Source organism: Mucilaginibacter sp., from assembly GCF_028288105.1.
Classification (GTDB): Bacteria; Bacteroidota; Bacteroidia; order Sphingobacteriales; family Sphingobacteriaceae; genus Mucilaginibacter.
Map to the genome: position 1 here is coordinate 17782 of NZ_JAQBOI010000167.1, position 15642 is coordinate 33423.

14 protein-coding genes are annotated in these 15642 nt (G+C 43.9%); 9 read left to right on the forward strand and 5 right to left on the reverse strand.

Annotated elements, in window-relative coordinates; genetic code table 11:
* Positions 1 to 130: 130 nt before the first annotated feature.
* Genes JWQ85_RS11635 through JWQ85_RS11655 form a run of 5 tightly spaced genes read left to right on the forward strand, consistent with a single transcriptional unit; the run spans position 131 to position 4071 of the window.
* The gene (locus JWQ85_RS11635) at positions 131 to 784 is read left to right on the forward strand and encodes a sigma-70 family RNA polymerase sigma factor (protein WP_299468081.1); all 654 of its coding nucleotides are present in this window, start codon (positions 131 to 133) and stop codon (positions 782 to 784) included.
* A complete protein-coding gene (locus JWQ85_RS11640) occupies positions 781 to 2088 on the forward strand; it encodes a hypothetical protein (RefSeq protein WP_299468083.1) in 1308 nt (435 codons plus the stop codon). The genes JWQ85_RS11635 and JWQ85_RS11640 overlap by 4 nt, the downstream gene beginning before the upstream one ends.
* A 7-nt stretch (positions 2089 to 2095) precedes the next feature.
* Entirely contained in the window at positions 2096 to 2638 is a 543-nt protein-coding gene (locus JWQ85_RS11645) for a YceI family protein (RefSeq protein WP_299468085.1), read from the forward strand.
* A 22-nt stretch (positions 2639 to 2660) separates the two neighbouring features.
* On the forward strand, positions 2661 to 3605 hold the full coding sequence (locus JWQ85_RS11650) for a DUF5777 family beta-barrel protein (RefSeq protein WP_299468087.1): 945 nt from the start codon (positions 2661 to 2663) through the stop codon (positions 3603 to 3605).
* Positions 3606 to 3627: 22 nt separating this feature from the next.
* On the forward strand, positions 3628 to 4071 hold the full coding sequence (locus tag JWQ85_RS11655) for a ubiquinol-cytochrome c reductase iron-sulfur subunit (RefSeq protein WP_299468089.1): 444 nt from the start codon (positions 3628 to 3630) through the stop codon (positions 4069 to 4071).
* Positions 4072 to 4171: 100 nt separating this feature from the next.
* Here JWQ85_RS11655 and JWQ85_RS11660 read toward each other — a convergent pair whose 3' ends face one another.
* From JWQ85_RS11660 to JWQ85_RS11680, 5 genes are all read right to left on the reverse strand, one after another.
* Positions 4172 to 5419, reverse strand: a complete 1248-nt coding sequence (locus JWQ85_RS11660; protein WP_299468091.1) for an FAD-binding oxidoreductase — start codon at positions 5417 to 5419, stop codon at positions 4172 to 4174.
* A gap of 77 nt (positions 5420 to 5496) precedes the next feature.
* Complete coding sequence (locus JWQ85_RS11665) at positions 5497 to 6498, reverse strand: 4-hydroxyproline epimerase (protein WP_299468093.1); 1002 nt, start codon at positions 6496 to 6498, stop codon at positions 5497 to 5499.
* Between the two features lie 69 nt (positions 6499 to 6567).
* Entirely contained in the window at positions 6568 to 8139 is a 1572-nt protein-coding gene (locus JWQ85_RS11670) for an aldehyde dehydrogenase (NADP(+)) (protein WP_299468095.1), read from the reverse strand.
* Between the two features lie 238 nt (positions 8140 to 8377).
* Positions 8378 to 9325: a dihydrodipicolinate synthase family protein gene (locus JWQ85_RS11675; RefSeq protein WP_299468097.1), complete on the reverse strand. Its 948-nt coding sequence runs from the start codon at positions 9323 to 9325 to the stop codon at positions 8378 to 8380.
* A gap of 74 nt (positions 9326 to 9399) precedes the next feature.
* Positions 9400 to 11406 carry a glycoside hydrolase family 127 protein gene (locus JWQ85_RS11680; RefSeq protein ID WP_299468099.1) on the reverse strand — a complete coding sequence of 669 codons (2007 nt, stop codon included), beginning with the start codon at positions 11404 to 11406 and terminating at the stop codon, positions 9400 to 9402.
* 316 nt (positions 11407 to 11722) lie between these two features.
* Between JWQ85_RS11680 and JWQ85_RS11685 the strand changes: the two genes are divergently transcribed.
* The 4 genes from JWQ85_RS11685 to JWQ85_RS11700 all read left to right on the forward strand — a co-directional run bounded on the left by JWQ85_RS11685 (position 11723) and on the right by JWQ85_RS11700 (position 15641).
* Positions 11723 to 12160 carry a hypothetical protein gene (locus JWQ85_RS11685; RefSeq protein WP_299468101.1) on the forward strand — a complete coding sequence of 146 codons (438 nt, stop codon included), beginning with the start codon at positions 11723 to 11725 and terminating at the stop codon, positions 12158 to 12160.
* Between the two features lie 173 nt (positions 12161 to 12333).
* Positions 12334 to 12693 (forward strand): hypothetical protein, encoded by a 360-nt coding sequence (locus JWQ85_RS11690; protein ID WP_299468103.1) that lies wholly within the window; start codon positions 12334 to 12336, stop codon positions 12691 to 12693.
* Positions 12694 to 12804: 111 nt separating this feature from the next.
* Positions 12805 to 13176 carry a hypothetical protein gene (locus JWQ85_RS11695; protein ID WP_299468105.1) on the forward strand — a complete coding sequence of 124 codons (372 nt, stop codon included), beginning with the start codon at positions 12805 to 12807 and terminating at the stop codon, positions 13174 to 13176.
* Between the two features lie 116 nt (positions 13177 to 13292).
* Positions 13293 to 15641, forward strand: coding sequence for a TonB-dependent receptor (locus JWQ85_RS11700; protein WP_299468107.1), 2349 nt, complete (start codon positions 13293 to 13295; stop codon positions 15639 to 15641).
* Position 15642 lies beyond the last annotated feature (1 nt).

A 15642-nucleotide genomic window follows, 5' to 3' on the forward strand; every position in this document is an offset into this window, starting at 1 on the left:
ACATTTAATTCTATAAATCATTAAATCAATAATTCTATAATTTTTTCACATCCGTGGCAACCTTTACGTAACATTTACCGTGATGTATGCAGATAAGGTAGCAATTTAAGGATAAACAGGGAACCCTAATATGGGCGAAGAAGAACTAAATCAACTGGTAAGGGGCTGTTTAAAAGATGACAGGTTGAGTCAGAAGCTGTTGTATAAGGCTTTTTATGGCTTTGCTATGGGCATCTGTTTACGGTATGCTACAAACAGGTATGAGGCTTCAGAGATCATGAACCAGGGGTTTTATAAAGTCTTCAAAAACTTAACTAAATATGATATTACTAAGCCTTTTAAGGCTTGGCTTGGCCGCATTATGGTAAATACATCAATAGATTATTACCGGTCAAACTTAAAAATAGCCTATACAGAAGAATTGGAAAAGGCCGAACACATTAACGATACAGAGCTTGCAGACAGAAATTTAAATTACAACGAGTTACTGGATATGATAGGTCAGTTACCACGTGCATACCGCACCATATTTAACTTATTTGCCATTGAAGGTTACACACACGAGGAAATAGGCGACATGCTGAACATCAGCACAGGCACATCAAAATCAAACTTGCATAAGGCAAGAGAAAAATTAAAAATAATGATAGCTAAAAGCAATAAAATGCCGGGCTTAGATAATACAGGCTTAGATAACAGACAACAATCAAATTCAAATAATATAGTATCAATAACCCACACAGACTTATCCCCATCTTTTGTGAAAAACATTAGCAAACAATGAAAGACGAAAAAGAAGATAGTATTGATAAATTGTTTAGCCAAGGGTTAAATGACCCTGGAAGCAATGCATCGTACAGGGAAGAGGACTGGGACGCGCTGGAGAGCATGCTGGAGGGCAAGAAGCCCAAGGGTATCATTTACAGGTTAGCGTATATAATAAGTGGTATTGCCGCGCTGCTATTGCTTGTTCTTGGTTGGTTGTTTTTAAACCCTGCAGAAAAACCTGATAAAACAACCCCGCAAGTGGTTAAAACAAAACCGCAGGCAAAACAAGATTCCGGTAAGTACGGCACGCCCGTTCAGCAACTGGCAGATCGCAAAACACAAACGCCTTCGGCAGGTACCGACAGTGCAAATAACGCACCCGGTAAAAATCGCCCGGGCAAATCGTTCTTTACCTTATCTGCTGATGCGGGCGGCCGTAATACTGCCGGCCAGATTGCAAAAACAGATGCCGCACCTAAATCGCCGGCCATAAAAACACCATCTGATACCATTATTATCACCGATAAAGCGGTTAACAACATGGCTGTTAATAATGCAAAGGTTGATACCATTATTACAGATAAAGCTGCGGCTAACCTGGCAAATAATAATGTGAAGGTTGATACTATTATTGTACCCAAAGCACCTGTATTGGCATCGGTAGTGGATGATATTAAGCCGAAGAAAAAGTCAACAAAAACAACAACATCATCAGGTGGCTTTAGGCCGGCATTTGCTTTAAGCTTTATTGCATCACCGGATATTAACAGCGTGAAAGGGTTTTCGCAAAACAAGGTGGGTACTAATGCCGGGCTTTTGCTAACATTGGGCGTATCAAAAAAATGGAGTATATCTACAGGTGCTGTTTATTCTGATAAACCTTACTTAACTGATTTTGCCAATTACTCCAGCGCTTACAAATTCAATACAAACCCTACAAGTGTAAGTGCAAGCTGTATTGTATTAGATATCCCTTTAAATGTTGGTTACCAGCTTTATAACAGCGGTGGCAATAAGTTTAGTTTGGGCACTGGCCTTTCGTCATACTTTATGCTGCGCGAAAATTACACGTTCAATTATGCAGGCGAGTATCCGGGCGGGCCAACAAGCTATAATATCAGGAACAAAAACAAACATATAATGGGTGTGCTCAATCTAAACGCGACTTATCAGCGCGAGATAAGCTCAAAATTTGGTGTGGGCATTCAGCCCTATTTTAAAGTACCGCTTACTGGTATTGGTTATGGGCAGGTTAATCTTAAATCGGCAGGAGTTGCCGTGGCTGTAACGTGGAACATTAATACGAGAATAAAACCTTAGTAAAAACATGAAATATATCGGCTTAATTTTACTCGCCTGGTTTAGTATAAATCAGGCGGGACAGGACATCTATGCCTGTAAAAATGCAGTAGTAACCATTTATTCAAAGGCGCCAATAGAAGATATTGATGCCCGGTCTGACAAGGGAACATCAGTTTTTAATGCCGCGACCGGCGAGCTGGCCTTTAGTGTGCCCATACGATCCTTTAAGTTTGATAAAGCCAGGATGCAGGAGCACTTTAACGAAAATTATATGGAGAGCGATAAGTATCCGCAGGCAACTTTTAAAGGCAAAATTAACGAGAAACCCGACGTAACTAAAGATGGCACCTACCCGGTAACCGCTGCCGGCATATTTGAGGTGCATGGCGTAAAACAAACCCGCACAATTGCTGGTAAGCTCACGGTAAACGGTGGCGCTATCAGCCTGTCGTCGGAGTTTATGGTAGCCTGTAAAGATCATAAAATTGATATCCCTCAACTGGTGTTTCACAACATTGCCGAAACCATAAGGGTGCAAGTAAATGCAACATACACACCTTATAAATAAAAATCCCTAACACAATAATCATATGAAAAAATCCCTCTTATTCATCGCGCTGTTTTTAACAGCAGGCTTACTAAAAGCCCAAAACCCAACTACTGATACAACCGCCAGTAGTACCGATGCACTAATGAAAACTCTTAGCGCACCCGAAAAAGGAGAACCGGTTATCGCCACATTTAAGGCCACCCGCCTTATACTATCGCAAACCACCGAAACCGTTAAAAAGAAAGAACTGAACTTTTTGGTGATACACCGCTTTGGTGATATTGCAGGTGCGAACGGCGGCGGTAAAACAATGTGGGGACTTGACAACTCAACAGATATTTACATTGGATTTGAATACGGCCTTACAGATAACCTGAACATTGATTTTGGCCGCAGTAAGTTTGAATCGTTACTTGAGCTGGGTTTAAAATACAATATACTGCATCAAAAATTAGATAACAGCGTACCCGTGGCCGTTACTTTAATTGGCAAAACAGGTTTCAAAACCTATCATGCAAACACGCCTATATTTGATAATTATGCCAACCGTTTCTCTTACCTGGCACAGGCTGTTATCGCACGTAAATTTTCATCTGCCTTATCGTTGCAGGTATCTCCAATGTACCTTATTAACAATGCACCCTATCCCTTTTTGTATGGCAACGAAAAGAAGTTTTTCTCGCTATCTGCCGCAGGTCGTTTAAAAATCACCAAACGCATGGGTATTGTGCTTGATTATGTTCACCCATTCTCTAACTTTAGAGATAACAATGTTGACCCCAGGTTTTATGACGGACTTGGTGTAGGCCTCGAAATTGAGACAGGCGGGCACGTGTTCACCATAAACTTTACTAACGCGCAGGCTATATCCGAATTTAATTACCTGAACGATACCGAATCAAAATGGAGCAAAGGACAATTCCGTTTAGGTTTTACCATTTCAAGAATATTCGATTTCAACAAAAAACATAAATCAAACTATTAACCCTTATTAACCCCTACTACAAATGGAAAGACATGAATTTTTAGCAAAATTTGGTATAAGCATGGCTGCGGTATGTGCAGGCTGCAGTTTAATAGGTTGCGGCTCTAAAGGTAACGACCCGGCACCGGGCGGCGGCACACCACCTCCTAAACCGGGCAGCGGCAATGTATTCTCTGTTAATTTGGACACCGAGATGCAAAGCATAGGCAGCTCTAAAATATCAAACGGAATTATACTGGTGCGTTTAGCCGCAGGCGTAGCTGCAAGCGCGTTTACAGCGGTACAGGTTGCCTGCACGCACGAAGGCACAAGCATCAACTACAACACCAACCAGGGCATTTTTATATGCCCTAATCATGGCAGCGAGTTTAATACATCGGGTGGGGTAGTTTTAGGGCCGGCAACTTCGGCGCTTAAAAAATATACGGTAACTGTTGCGGGAAGCACTTTAACAGTTACGGCGTAATTAATTTTGAATTATTGATTTAGTGAATTAGTGATTGAAAAGCAGCTCCTGAAAATCAATCAATCACTAATTCACTAAATCAATAATTCACTAATTAGCATTAAGCGTAGCGATCCGGCGAAAACTGGCTGATACCTGTTGATGGTGTGGCCTGGTTTAGCAGATCGTCTATCAGCTTACCTGTTGCGGGTGCAAGGCTTAATCCCATCATGCCGTGCCCGGTGGCAACAGCCAGGTTTTTGTATTTGCCCGATAAGCCAATATATGGCAAACCATCCGGCGAACATGGGCGAAAACCAAACCATATATCTTTTTGCCGTGGTAAGGCAGGCGTAAAATCTGGAAAATATTGAGGGATTGATTCCACGATGCCTGCCACCCGGTTCATATTAACCTGCTGGTTTATCTTGCCTATTTCCATGGTACCGCCAAAGCGGATACTGCCGTTCATAGGGGTTACCGATACCCTTGCCTCGCAAAGCAGCGCTGGGATGGTCATTCGTTTTTGCGGCTCATCTACCATAAAAGAATAACCCTTGCCCGGCATTAACGGAACGTTTAACCCGGCCAGTTTTGCTATCCCCGGCGACCATGCGCCACCCGCTAACAGGTAAGCATCACCCGTAAAGCTTTTATCATTGCTGATAACCTGGGTTATTTGGCCACCGGCATGTTCCATATTGGTAACAGGTGTATTCCTGTGGATCTTAACCCCTGCTTTTTCTAAATGCTTTACCAGCCCGGCTATCAATTTATTAGGATACAAATGCGCATCACAGTGGTAATGTACAGCGCCCAACACATCCAGTTCAATATCCGGCTGTAGCTTGCGGCATTCATCGGCAGTAAGGTACTGCGCGTCGAGGCCTAAATGGGTAGCTTTTTCGGCGGTGTGGCGTTCTTCCTCTTCAAACTTTGGGGTTTTAAAAAGCATTAGTATGCCTTTATCGGCAAAGCCGAAATCAAAATCCGCGTCCTGTTCCAAATCCAGGTAAAGTTTTTTGCTGAGCATTGACAGATCCCGCAATGCCCCTGCCGATCGCTCGACATGGTGTTTATTGGCCGCTTTAAGGAATTTCCATCCCCAGCCTATCAGTTCGGGGTTTAAGGACGGCTTTACATAAAACGGACTTTTGCTATTAAACATCCACCTAATGCCCTGCTCTATCATACCCGGCGCTGCCAGTGGTATAAAATGGCTGGGCACTATCATCCCGGCATTACCGAAGGATGCATTATCGGTAAGGTCGCCCTGTTCCAGTATCTCCACTTCCCAACCCGATTTGTTCAGGTAATACGCCGAGAACAGCCCTATTATTCCACCACCTATTATTATTGCTTTACTCATTTGTTATTCTGTTATTCTAACCCGTCATTGCTTCGTACCTCGCAATGACGGTCTTGTTCTATATTCGCTATCGAAAATTATATCACCTGAAACCCAAACGCGTACGGGTCATCCTCATCATCAATTTTGATGGTGTTGTAGCCGTAAACCTTTGCCCAGCCTTCAATACCGGGTACAATGGCCGGTTTGCCGCCAAGTGTTACTTCATCCTCTACCGTGCCAATAAACTGACTGCCTATGATACTTTCATGGATAAATTTATCACCCTTCTTTAATAACCCTTTGGCATGCCATTGCGCCATACGGGCTGATGTACCTGTACCACATGGTGATCTATCAATCGCTTTATCGCCATAAAAAACAGCGTTGCGGGCGGTTGCCTCCGGCGATATGGTTTTGCCCGCCCACAAAATATGCGAACAGCCGTTTATGGTTGGGTTTTCGGGGTGGATGAAAGTATATTGCTCATTTATCCTTTGGCGTAAAACTCTGCTCCATGATATCAGCTGATCGGCAGTATGGTTTTCCAGTCCTTTAAAGTTTTCCTGCGGATCAACAATGGCGTAGAAATTCCCTCCATAGCTCACATCAATAGTTAACATACCCAGGTCAGGGCATTCTACTTGCAAGTTTTCGGCAGCCAGGTAGCTTGGCACATTAACCAGCTTTACCGACCTCACTTTTTTACCTTCCTGTTTGTAGGAGATCAAAACCAATCCTGCGGGCGCCTCCATACGCACAATGCCGGGTATTTTTGGCGTGATCAATCCTTCCTCAATAGCGATAGTTATAGTGCCGATAGTACCATGCCCGCACATAGGCAGGCAGCCGCTGGTTTCAATGAATAGCACAGCCACATCGTTCTGTGGGTTGTGAGGCGGATACAATATACTACCCGACATCATATCATGCCCCCTTGGTTCAAACATCAAACCTTTACGGATCCAGTCGTATTCTTTTAAAAAATGCTGGCGTTTTTCGCTCATGTTGCTGCCCACCAAGTTAGGCCCGCCACCGGCAACCAGCCTTACGGGGTTACCGCAGGTATGCGCATCTATGCAGAAGAATGTTTTATTCATGTTTTTCAAGTTGAAAGTAAAAAGTTTAAGGTTCAAAGTCACATTCAACTTTAAACCTTGAACTTTCAACTATTTACTGTGCTCCCCATTAAACAACCGCCATATGTTTAGCGGGTTGCCGTCTTTTAATTCATCGGGTAACAGATCGTTATCCCAGTTTTGCCAGCATACCGGGCGCACAAAACGTTTTATAGCGCCTGTACCAACCGATGTAAATCTACTATCCGACGTTGCCGGATAAGGGCCGCCATGCTGCATGGCATTACCTACTTCAACACCTGTTGGCGGGCCGTTCAGTATCACCCTGCCTGCCAACTTAGCCAGTTTATTAGTAATGCTTTTATACTGCGCAAGCTCTTCTTTTTCGGCCATTACGGTGGCGGTTAGTTGCCCGTGTAATGAATCTACCACTTGCTCCAGCTGCGCAACATCATCCGCTACTATCAGCATAGAATATGGGCCGAAGATCTCTTCCTTAAATTTTTTATCAGCCAAAAAGGCTGATGCGGTTATTTCGGTAACTACGGCAACACCCTGGTTTAAATTACCGGTATCAAGCTTATCTGATTTTGCTATTACACTAACGGCGTCATCGGCTATTACACTGCTTGATAATTTGTTAAAATTGGCACAAATGCCCGGCGTAAGCATGGTTGCTGAATTAACATCAGCTATCGCGATTGCAAGCGCTTTCTTAAATTTTTCTAACGCTTCAGACTTGACAGCCAACAGTAAACCCGGCTGTGTACAAAACTGCCCGGCGTTAGTGGTTATAGATGCTGATAACTTCGCCAGTTCTTCCGCACGGTTTTCAAGCGCTTTGGGTAATAATATAATTGGGTTAACGCTGCCCATTTCGGCAAATACCGGGATAGGCTCATCGCGTTCCCGCGCCATTTTCACCAGGGCCATACCGCCTTTAAGCGACCCGGTAAAGGTTACTATTTTAGTTTTGGGGTGTTTCACCAATGCTTCGCCAACGGTGTAACCGTCATCAAACAAAAGGGAGAAAACACCCTCGGGCAGGTTATGCGTTTGAGCGGCCTTTTTAATAGCTTCACCAACCAATGCACTGGTACCCGGATGTGCCGGATGCGCCTTTACCACTACAGGGCAACCCGCCGCCAAAGCAGAACAGGTATCGCCACCGGCAACAGAAAAAGCCATAGGGAAATTGCTTGCCCCGAACACTACTGCAGGGCCAATTGCGGTCAGCATTTTACGGATATCTATACGCGGCAAAGGTGTGCGGTCGGGTATGGCGGTATCAATAACGGCTTCCACCCAACTTCCTTCTTCCAGCAAATTAGCATACATATTTAGCTGACCGGTTGTACGCCCGCGTTCGCCTTGCAGGCGTTGCGCAGGTAAGCCGCTTTCGGCCATAGCACACTCGATCAGCGTATCGCCAATGGCGTTTATCTCATCGGCTATGCTGCGTAAAAAGGCTGCTTTGGTTCTCCCATCCGTTAGGCTATAAGTGGCAAATGCCTTATCGGCCAATTGCATGGTTTTATCAACATCAGCTAAACTGGCGGCATTAAACTCTGCTTCCAGTTCTTTCCCTGTTGCGGGGCTTATCGCTCTAAAGGTTTTGCTACCCTTTATATATTGATAACCAATTAAATTTTGTGTTTCCATAGTATTTTTATATTGTCAAGCCTTCGACAAGCGCAGACTTACAATTTAATGTTCGGTGCTTGTTATGGCAAAAGTGTTCACGTTCACTGCCGTGAACGCCTGTGAACATAAATAAATTATTAATAATCAGTAATTTAAAAATAAGCTACTGACAAAACATCGCCACCATTCATAAAGATAATGTCATTTCACATTTATTAGGTCGCTGATTTTAAAAATCAGACTGACAATTTAAGTATTAGCTAACCCCTGTCACATCAACCTCTGCCTCTACGCCCCAGCTACCTGCAGGCAGTTCCGGGCGGTTTTTAACCGCGTGGTTTATAATACCCAAAACCACATCGCGCTCTTTACCCGTAATTTTTAAACGCGGCAGGCGTACGGTTTCTGTCCCTAAACCGGTAACAGATTCGGCCAGTTTAATGTATTGCACCAGTTTTGGGTGGATATCCAGCTCCAGCACCGGTAAAAACCAGCGGTATATTTTAAGCGCCTCTTGCATACGCCCTTCTTTAGCCAAACGGAAGATGGCAACAGTTTCTTTAGGAAAGGCATCAACCAAACCGGCTACCCAGCCATCAGCACCCATAAACAGGCTTTCCAGCGCCAGCGTATCTACTCCGCAAAGTATAGCAAACCTATCGCCAAAACGGTTGATCATACGGGTCACATTACTCACATCGCGGGTTGATTCTTTAACCGCCTGGATATTCTTGTAGGCAGATAGTTGCTCAAACATATCCAGTGTAACCTCTATTTTATAATCGTAAGGGTTGTTGTAGATCATTATGGGCAGTTTAGTGCTTTTGGCCACATCTGTAAAATATTTTACAGTTTCCTCCACATCGGCCTTGTAGCGCAAAGGTGGCAACATCATTAATCCGTCGGCGCCATATTTTTCGGCATTGGCAGCACAAAGCAAGGCTGCTTTTGTAGTTTGCTCCGCGATGTTCAGCACCACGTAAGCACGCTTGGCAACCACTTTTACGGTGTGTTTCAACAACTCTATCTTTTCGTCGTCGGTTAAAACGCTTGCTTCACCTAACGATCCACCGATGATAATACCGCTTGCACCGGCTTCTATTTGTGCCTCAATGTTTTTATCAAAGGCATCAAAATCAAATTCATCGTTTTCGGTAAACTTTGTTGTTACCGCAGGGAATACCCCTTTCCATTGTACGCTCATAAAAAATATTTAATGGTATAAGTATGTTATTGCGAGAACCCTAACACCGCCCGCGATAACATGTTGTTAAATAATTATTGGGTTAACAGATCTACATATTTTACCTGCTGCGGAAACCATACCGTCATTTCACCCTTGCCCCGGTTGGCCCACGAATAGTACGGAATAGCAGTCAAGGTTTTATTAGCCGTGCTGATGTTTTGCCCGTTGCTATCAACTTTCACCCCTCTTACTTCGGATTTTAAAACGGTTACGCCATTTAGCAGATCAGCTTTATATTCGGATGTACAAGTTGTGGTTTTAGGAACAATGATATTGGCAGCCTTGCCGTCATTATCCTTCCATTCGGCGCAGTACATAATGGGGCCACGCTGTAGGGCAATTTTGCCGCCATCTTCCGGTAACTTATCATTAGCAATAACACGCTGCACATCCATCGGCAGGTTCATTTCTACCTTATCGCCTTTTTTCCATTTTTTGCTGATCACCGCGTAGCCGTTCTGCATTTGGTAATCAACCGGTTTGCCATTCAATTTTATAACTACCTTTTGGGTGGATGCCTGCTGATAAGCATACAGATCTGACGGGATAGCCTTGTTCTGCGCCCAACCCGGGATACGGACCTTCAGGTTCATATCCATGCTGCTTGCCGGGTTAACGGTAAATGCCAGCGCGCCATCCCAGGGGTAATTATTTTGCTGGGTTATCTGTAAAGTTTTGTTGTTTACTTTAATATCCCCGGTGCCGCTGATAAACAGGTTCACAAAAACATCGTTGCCGTTTTGCGCGTAAATATAACCGGGAATTGATGGCATTAGCCTAACCACATTAGTTGGGCAGCACGAACAGGTGAACCAACCCGCACGCTCACGCTCAATATCCGGGTGGTTAAATCCATCGTGTATCTGCATAGCGTTGGTGTAGAAGAACGATTTGCCATCCAACCCCACGCCCGAAATTAAACCGTTATACAGGGTTTTCTCCAGCACATCAATGTATTTTGAATCGCCATGCAGTAAAAACATACGCTGGTTCCAGAATACATTGCCAATGGCCGCGCAGGTTTCGTTATAGGCAGTGGCGTTTGGCAATTCGTAGTTAGCGCCAAAACGTTCGCCATCGCCAACAGCACCTATGCTGCCTTGCACATACATCTTTTTACCCACCATGTTATCCCAGATCTTATCAATGGCGGCCAAATATTCTTTATCGCCGGTTAAGGCGGCAACATCTGCCATACCCGAGTACAGGTACATGGCGCGCACAGCATGCCCCTCGGCTTCGTCCTGCTCAATAACAGGTTTATCATCCTGCCAGTAAACGCCGTTCTCGTAAACACTTTTGCTCTTTTTGTTATATTCTTTGTGGCCGCGTTCATCAATAAAAAACTTAGCCAGGTCCAGGTATTCTTTTTTACCGGTAATGCGGTACAGTTTCACCAAACCCATCTCTACCACCTGATGCCCGGGCGCCACATGCCTTTTGCCCGGCCCAAAGGTACGGACCAGCAGATCAGCATTTTTAAGGGCTATATTGAGGAAGTTGCGCTTACCGGTAGCCATAAAGTGCGCGGCGGCACCTTCATACATATGGCCGGCGTTGTATAATTCGTGGCTATTTTCCTGTTCTTTTACCCAACGCTCGGTGCCCAACCACGGACCAACATGCGCCGGGTCGATAGTGCGGGCGGTGTACAGGTAGCCGTCGGGTTCTTGCGCGCGGCCTATTATGGTGATCATTGAATCTACATAATGATCCAGCTTTTTATCGGGGTGCAGGGCAAGTGAATAGGATGCCCCTTCTATGGTTTTATAAATATCGGTATCGTCAAACGGGTAGGTGGTACAGAACTTGCCTTTGCGCTCGGCGGCCATCTGGAAGTTTTTTACCCTGCCTGTACTCTCGCAACGCTCAAATGAAGCCGGGATAGTTACCGTGCGGTTGGTTTCGATGCGGGATGTCCAGAAATGGTCGCTTAATTTCACGTTGGTGAACGCAACCGGTTGTATGGGATAATCCTGCTTTTGCGCGAGGGCGGAAAGACTGCAACTAATGAAAACTATTAAACAAAGCTTTTTCATGGATGAATGGTTGAAATTTTAAGCTAATCAAAAGTACAGGAAAATGTACCGATTGTTAATGGATTTTTACCTGATATTACCCATATATTACCCTAATTTACTACATATTGGCTGGCATAATGGTAATATACCGTATATCTCTTTTTGCTTCTTGCCAAAATGACGTAATCTCATTGATAAGCAAGTTAAACCCTAAATTATGTTTATATAAAATTATCACCCTCATTATCAGTATAATATACTTATTAATAGTACTATGTATTGCATAATACTATATTAAACATATATCTTTACAGAAATTAAAACAATTACTAAGATGAAAACTAAATTTAACTTCAAAACCACCATACTGGCCCTGCTCCTTTTGGTAGCAGGCAGTACCGCAACTTTCGCGCAATGCGATAAAACAGCAACCCTTACCTCATCAACCACAAATTACGTGGATGACAAGGGCGTTGTACAAAGAAGCAAAGAGGAGAATGTTATTATTACCATTACTCCAACCGACTTAACCATTGTTCCGGGTGATGATGATCATAAAATGACCGGCAAGATCACCTCTAAAACATGCGATTGGAAAGTGCCCTTTAAAGAAGGTAAATCAGTTATTAAAAGCACCGTTAGCGGCAATGGCGGAGATGAAAAACACGCTACTGTTACAATTGAAGGTAAGGACGGTAAAGTAACCTTAACCTTTGAAACCGAAGAAACGGTTGGTAAAAAAATACAAGTAGTAGCCGATAGGTTTGAATAGTTAATTATTTGGTATTGCTTTTTTGGATGGCGGGACGATGTGGTGCATCTCCCGCTATTTTTATATTAGGGTTAAGCAGTTACCCTCGTTAATACGATGTTGAAAATTAACACATTAATAACAACTTGTTTTAATAAAAATCCTATATTTAGGACTATAAACTAACCCCATATATGAAAAGAAAGATTTTTACTACAGCCCTATTATCCTGCTGCTTCATGATATGTATGGCAGCTGTATTTGCTGACCTGAACGGTAAATGGAAAGGTGCTATCACCACTCCAGACGGCAATGCTATTGATGTAGCTTACACCTTTAAGGTTGATGGCGAAAAACTTACTGGTACCGCGGTGTCGCAAATGGGCGAAGTTCCTATTGATAACGGTAAAATTAAAGGAGATGATTTTACATTCAGTGTAAATGTGTCAGGAACCGAGTATCCGCATAAAGGTAAAGCCTATGCTGATTCATGCGCTATAGATATTGATTTTGGCGGAAGCAGCTCACACTTTGTTGTAAAGCGCGCTCAATAAGTAAACACTATCAGTAAATATTTAAAACCCTGCCCAACCCGGCGGGGTTTTTTAGCGTATAGTGAGTATAATCATTTTTTATATAACGCGCAACGCTTACCTTTGCACCGCATGTTACAACGTTTAACCGCATATCTTTTAATTGTATCCCTGGTATCGGCCAACTTTACCCGCTTTTTTATATACGCGGGTTTTGAGCTGAACAGGAATTACATCGCGACGAAACTTTGTGAGAATCGTAATAAACCGCAGCTGCATTGCAACGGCAAGTGTTACTTTATGAAAAAAGTAAAACAAGCCGAAGAAAAGCAGAACACCGAGGACAGGCAGGCACAAAAAAACCTGTTCCAGGAGGCTAATTACAATCAGCCTGCCAAGGTTAAGTTTTACTCGGTTTTATTATCGGTAACCAAGGTTCCTAACTACCGTATCCACCTGCCAGAGCAAGCGGCAACCATCTTCCAGCCCCCACAGCTCGCATAAAAACGCCCTTTTATTCATACAGTTTTGATACCGGCCTAAAGCCTTTATCTGCTATGCTTTTGCATGCGCTGTAATTTATTTATGCCCCAACAGTTTGGGGTAACCTATACGTTTTTATGAAACTACTTACACTATTATATATCCTGCTGTGTTTTGCGCCTGCCCTGTGTTTTGGCCAAAGCAACAACCTGCATGGAACTGTTACCGATGCCCGCACCCACGAAGCTGTACCGGGTGTACTGATCAGCAATGCTGATGATGGCAAAACCCTTACTACTACCAATGCCAAAGGCAAATTTGAATTAGAAACAACTGGCATTAAAAACCTGCGTTTTAGCATGATAGGTTTTAATGATAAGATCTATCTGCTTACAGGCACATCTTCCATAGAGATAGCAATGGAACCTTCCACTATCGATCTGCAGCAGGTGGTGATATCTGCCAGCAGGGAGCGGCAGGCCCGGCAGGATGCACCTATCGCCATCAGCAAAATAAATGCTACCCAGATCCATGACACCAAAGCCACTGCACTTTACCAATTACTAAACAAGGTAACCGGCGTTTACATGGTAGATCTGGGGAACGAGCAGCATACCATGGCCATTCGCCAACCTATTACCTATAACGCGCTGTATTTATATATGGAAGATGGTTTACCTATTCGCCCTACGGGGATCTTTAACCACAACTCGCTTTACGAGATCAATATGAGCGGTGTGCGGGATATAGAAGTGATAAAAGGGCCTGCCTCTTCGCTTTATGGCAGTAATGCTATTGGCGGTGCAATTAACTTTATCACACAGGGGCCACCAGCCGGCTATGCAGGCAATGTATCTGTACAGGGCGATAATTATCACTACCGTAGGGTTGATGCCGATGGCGGTTTCAGCGCGGGCAAATTTGGTTTATACGTAGGTGGTTATATAGCCAAACAGCGTGATGGCTGGCAGGACTATACCGACTTTGACAAATACTCGGGCAATTTTAAAACCACCTACGATTTTGATGCCGCTACGAGATTAACCACATCTGTAGCTTATAATTATCTGAATACCCAAACACCCGGCAGCCTGGATAGCGCCAAATTTTATAGCCGCACCTATGGTGCAAATCAGCGTTTTACCTATCGTAAGGTTAAAGCCTTTAGGGCGAATACCAAATTGGAGCATGCCTGGAACGATAAAAGCAGCAGCTTTCTTACCCTATTCTACCGCAACAACTCTACCGCGCAGCTGCCAAGTTATTATATAGCCGATGTGAGAGATAACGCCGGTAATTATGTAAGTTCTAACGGGCAGGAAAACGACCAGAGCTTTCACAGCCTTGGTTTGCTGGCGCAGCACAGGCAGGATCTGGACTTTCTGCATTCCCGGTTGATTGTTGGTATTTATGCTGATAACAGCCCAAGTTCTTATTATGCTAAGTTTCTGGATATCCAAAAGGATGTAACCAACAACTTCTATACAGGCTATACCAATACCGGTAATTATATTGATAACTACCGCATTAAGCTGTTTAACACTGCCGCTTATGCCCAGTACGAGATAAAACCTGCCGAGCCTTTGCGCATTGTAATGGGCTTACGGTACGATCGCATCCATTACAACTTTACCAACGGTATCGCCCCCGGTAACACCAAGTACAAGCAGCAGGAAATAAACGATTTTAACATTGTCGCCCCCAAATTAGGGCTGACCTATAATTTTGGTAACAATAAAGGTTTGTACGCCAATTACAGCGTAGGCTTTCAGCCACCCGAAACAGGCGACTTGTATAACGCACGCCAGTTAACCCCGTTAAAGCAAGCCACATTTAATAATTACGAAGCAGGTGGCTGGTTCACCGCTCTAAATAAAAAAATGTACGTAGAAGTGACCTTTTACGATCTGGAAGGCCGCAACGAGATCATTAATCAATTACTGCCGGATAATACCACCCAAAACCAAAACGCGGGCGCTACCCGCCACCGTGGTATAGAGTATTCTGTAGCTTATGCGCCGGTGAGCGAGCTAAGCTTTAGGTTTAGCGGCACCAATGCCAAACATACTTATGTTGATTATAGCGAGGTAGCCACCAACTTTAGCACAGGGGCAAGCACCGTTACGGTTTACAATGGCAACCGTATGAATAATGCACCAAGCTGGATAGCCAACTCCGAGCTTACCTACAAACCGGCATACCTTAACGGTTTTAGGATAGCGGGCGAATGGCAGCACATCAACTCGTACTTTACCAATCCGGCAAATACCAAAACCTATGCAGGCTATGATATTTTCAACTTCCGTACCGGTTTTGATATAAAAAGTGGTGTACTAAAAGGAGCGGGTATTTGGTTCAACGTACTAAATGTTGCCAATAAGCTTTACGCTACAACGGTAACCAGCAACCAGTACGGCGATACTTATAATGCGGCCCCGCCACGGGTGTATACTTTGGGCATCAGTTATTCATTTGCAAAACATTAAC

Coding starts and splice junctions, on each gene's coding strand:
- JWQ85_RS11645 (WP_299468085.1), top strand. CDS start 2,096: ATGAAATATATCGGCTTAATTTTACTCGCCTGGTTTAGTATAAATCAG.
- JWQ85_RS11655 (WP_299468089.1), top strand. CDS start 3,628: ATGGAAAGACATGAATTTTTAGCAAAATTTGGTATAAGCATGGCTGCG.
- JWQ85_RS11665 (WP_299468093.1), bottom strand. CDS start 6,498: ATGAATAAAACATTCTTCTGCATAGATGCGCATACCTGCGGTAACCCC.
- JWQ85_RS11685 (WP_299468101.1), top strand. CDS start 11,723: ATGAAAACTAAATTTAACTTCAAAACCACCATACTGGCCCTGCTCCTT.
- JWQ85_RS11670 (WP_299468095.1), bottom strand. CDS start 8,139: ATGGAAACACAAAATTTAATTGGTTATCAATATATAAAGGGTAGCAAA.
- JWQ85_RS11680 (WP_299468099.1), bottom strand. CDS start 11,406: ATGAAAAAGCTTTGTTTAATAGTTTTCATTAGTTGCAGTCTTTCCGCC.
- JWQ85_RS11640 (WP_299468083.1), top strand. CDS start 781: ATGAAAGACGAAAAAGAAGATAGTATTGATAAATTGTTTAGCCAAGGG.
- JWQ85_RS11635 (WP_299468081.1), top strand. CDS start 131: ATGGGCGAAGAAGAACTAAATCAACTGGTAAGGGGCTGTTTAAAAGAT.
- JWQ85_RS11690 (WP_299468103.1), top strand. CDS start 12,334: ATGAAAAGAAAGATTTTTACTACAGCCCTATTATCCTGCTGCTTCATG.
- JWQ85_RS11700 (WP_299468107.1), top strand. CDS start 13,293: ATGAAACTACTTACACTATTATATATCCTGCTGTGTTTTGCGCCTGCC.
- JWQ85_RS11695 (WP_299468105.1), top strand. CDS start 12,805: ATGTTACAACGTTTAACCGCATATCTTTTAATTGTATCCCTGGTATCG.
- JWQ85_RS11650 (WP_299468087.1), top strand. CDS start 2,661: ATGAAAAAATCCCTCTTATTCATCGCGCTGTTTTTAACAGCAGGCTTA.
- JWQ85_RS11660 (WP_299468091.1), bottom strand. CDS start 5,419: ATGAGTAAAGCAATAATAATAGGTGGTGGAATAATAGGGCTGTTCTCG.
- JWQ85_RS11675 (WP_299468097.1), bottom strand. CDS start 9,325: ATGAGCGTACAATGGAAAGGGGTATTCCCTGCGGTAACAACAAAGTTT.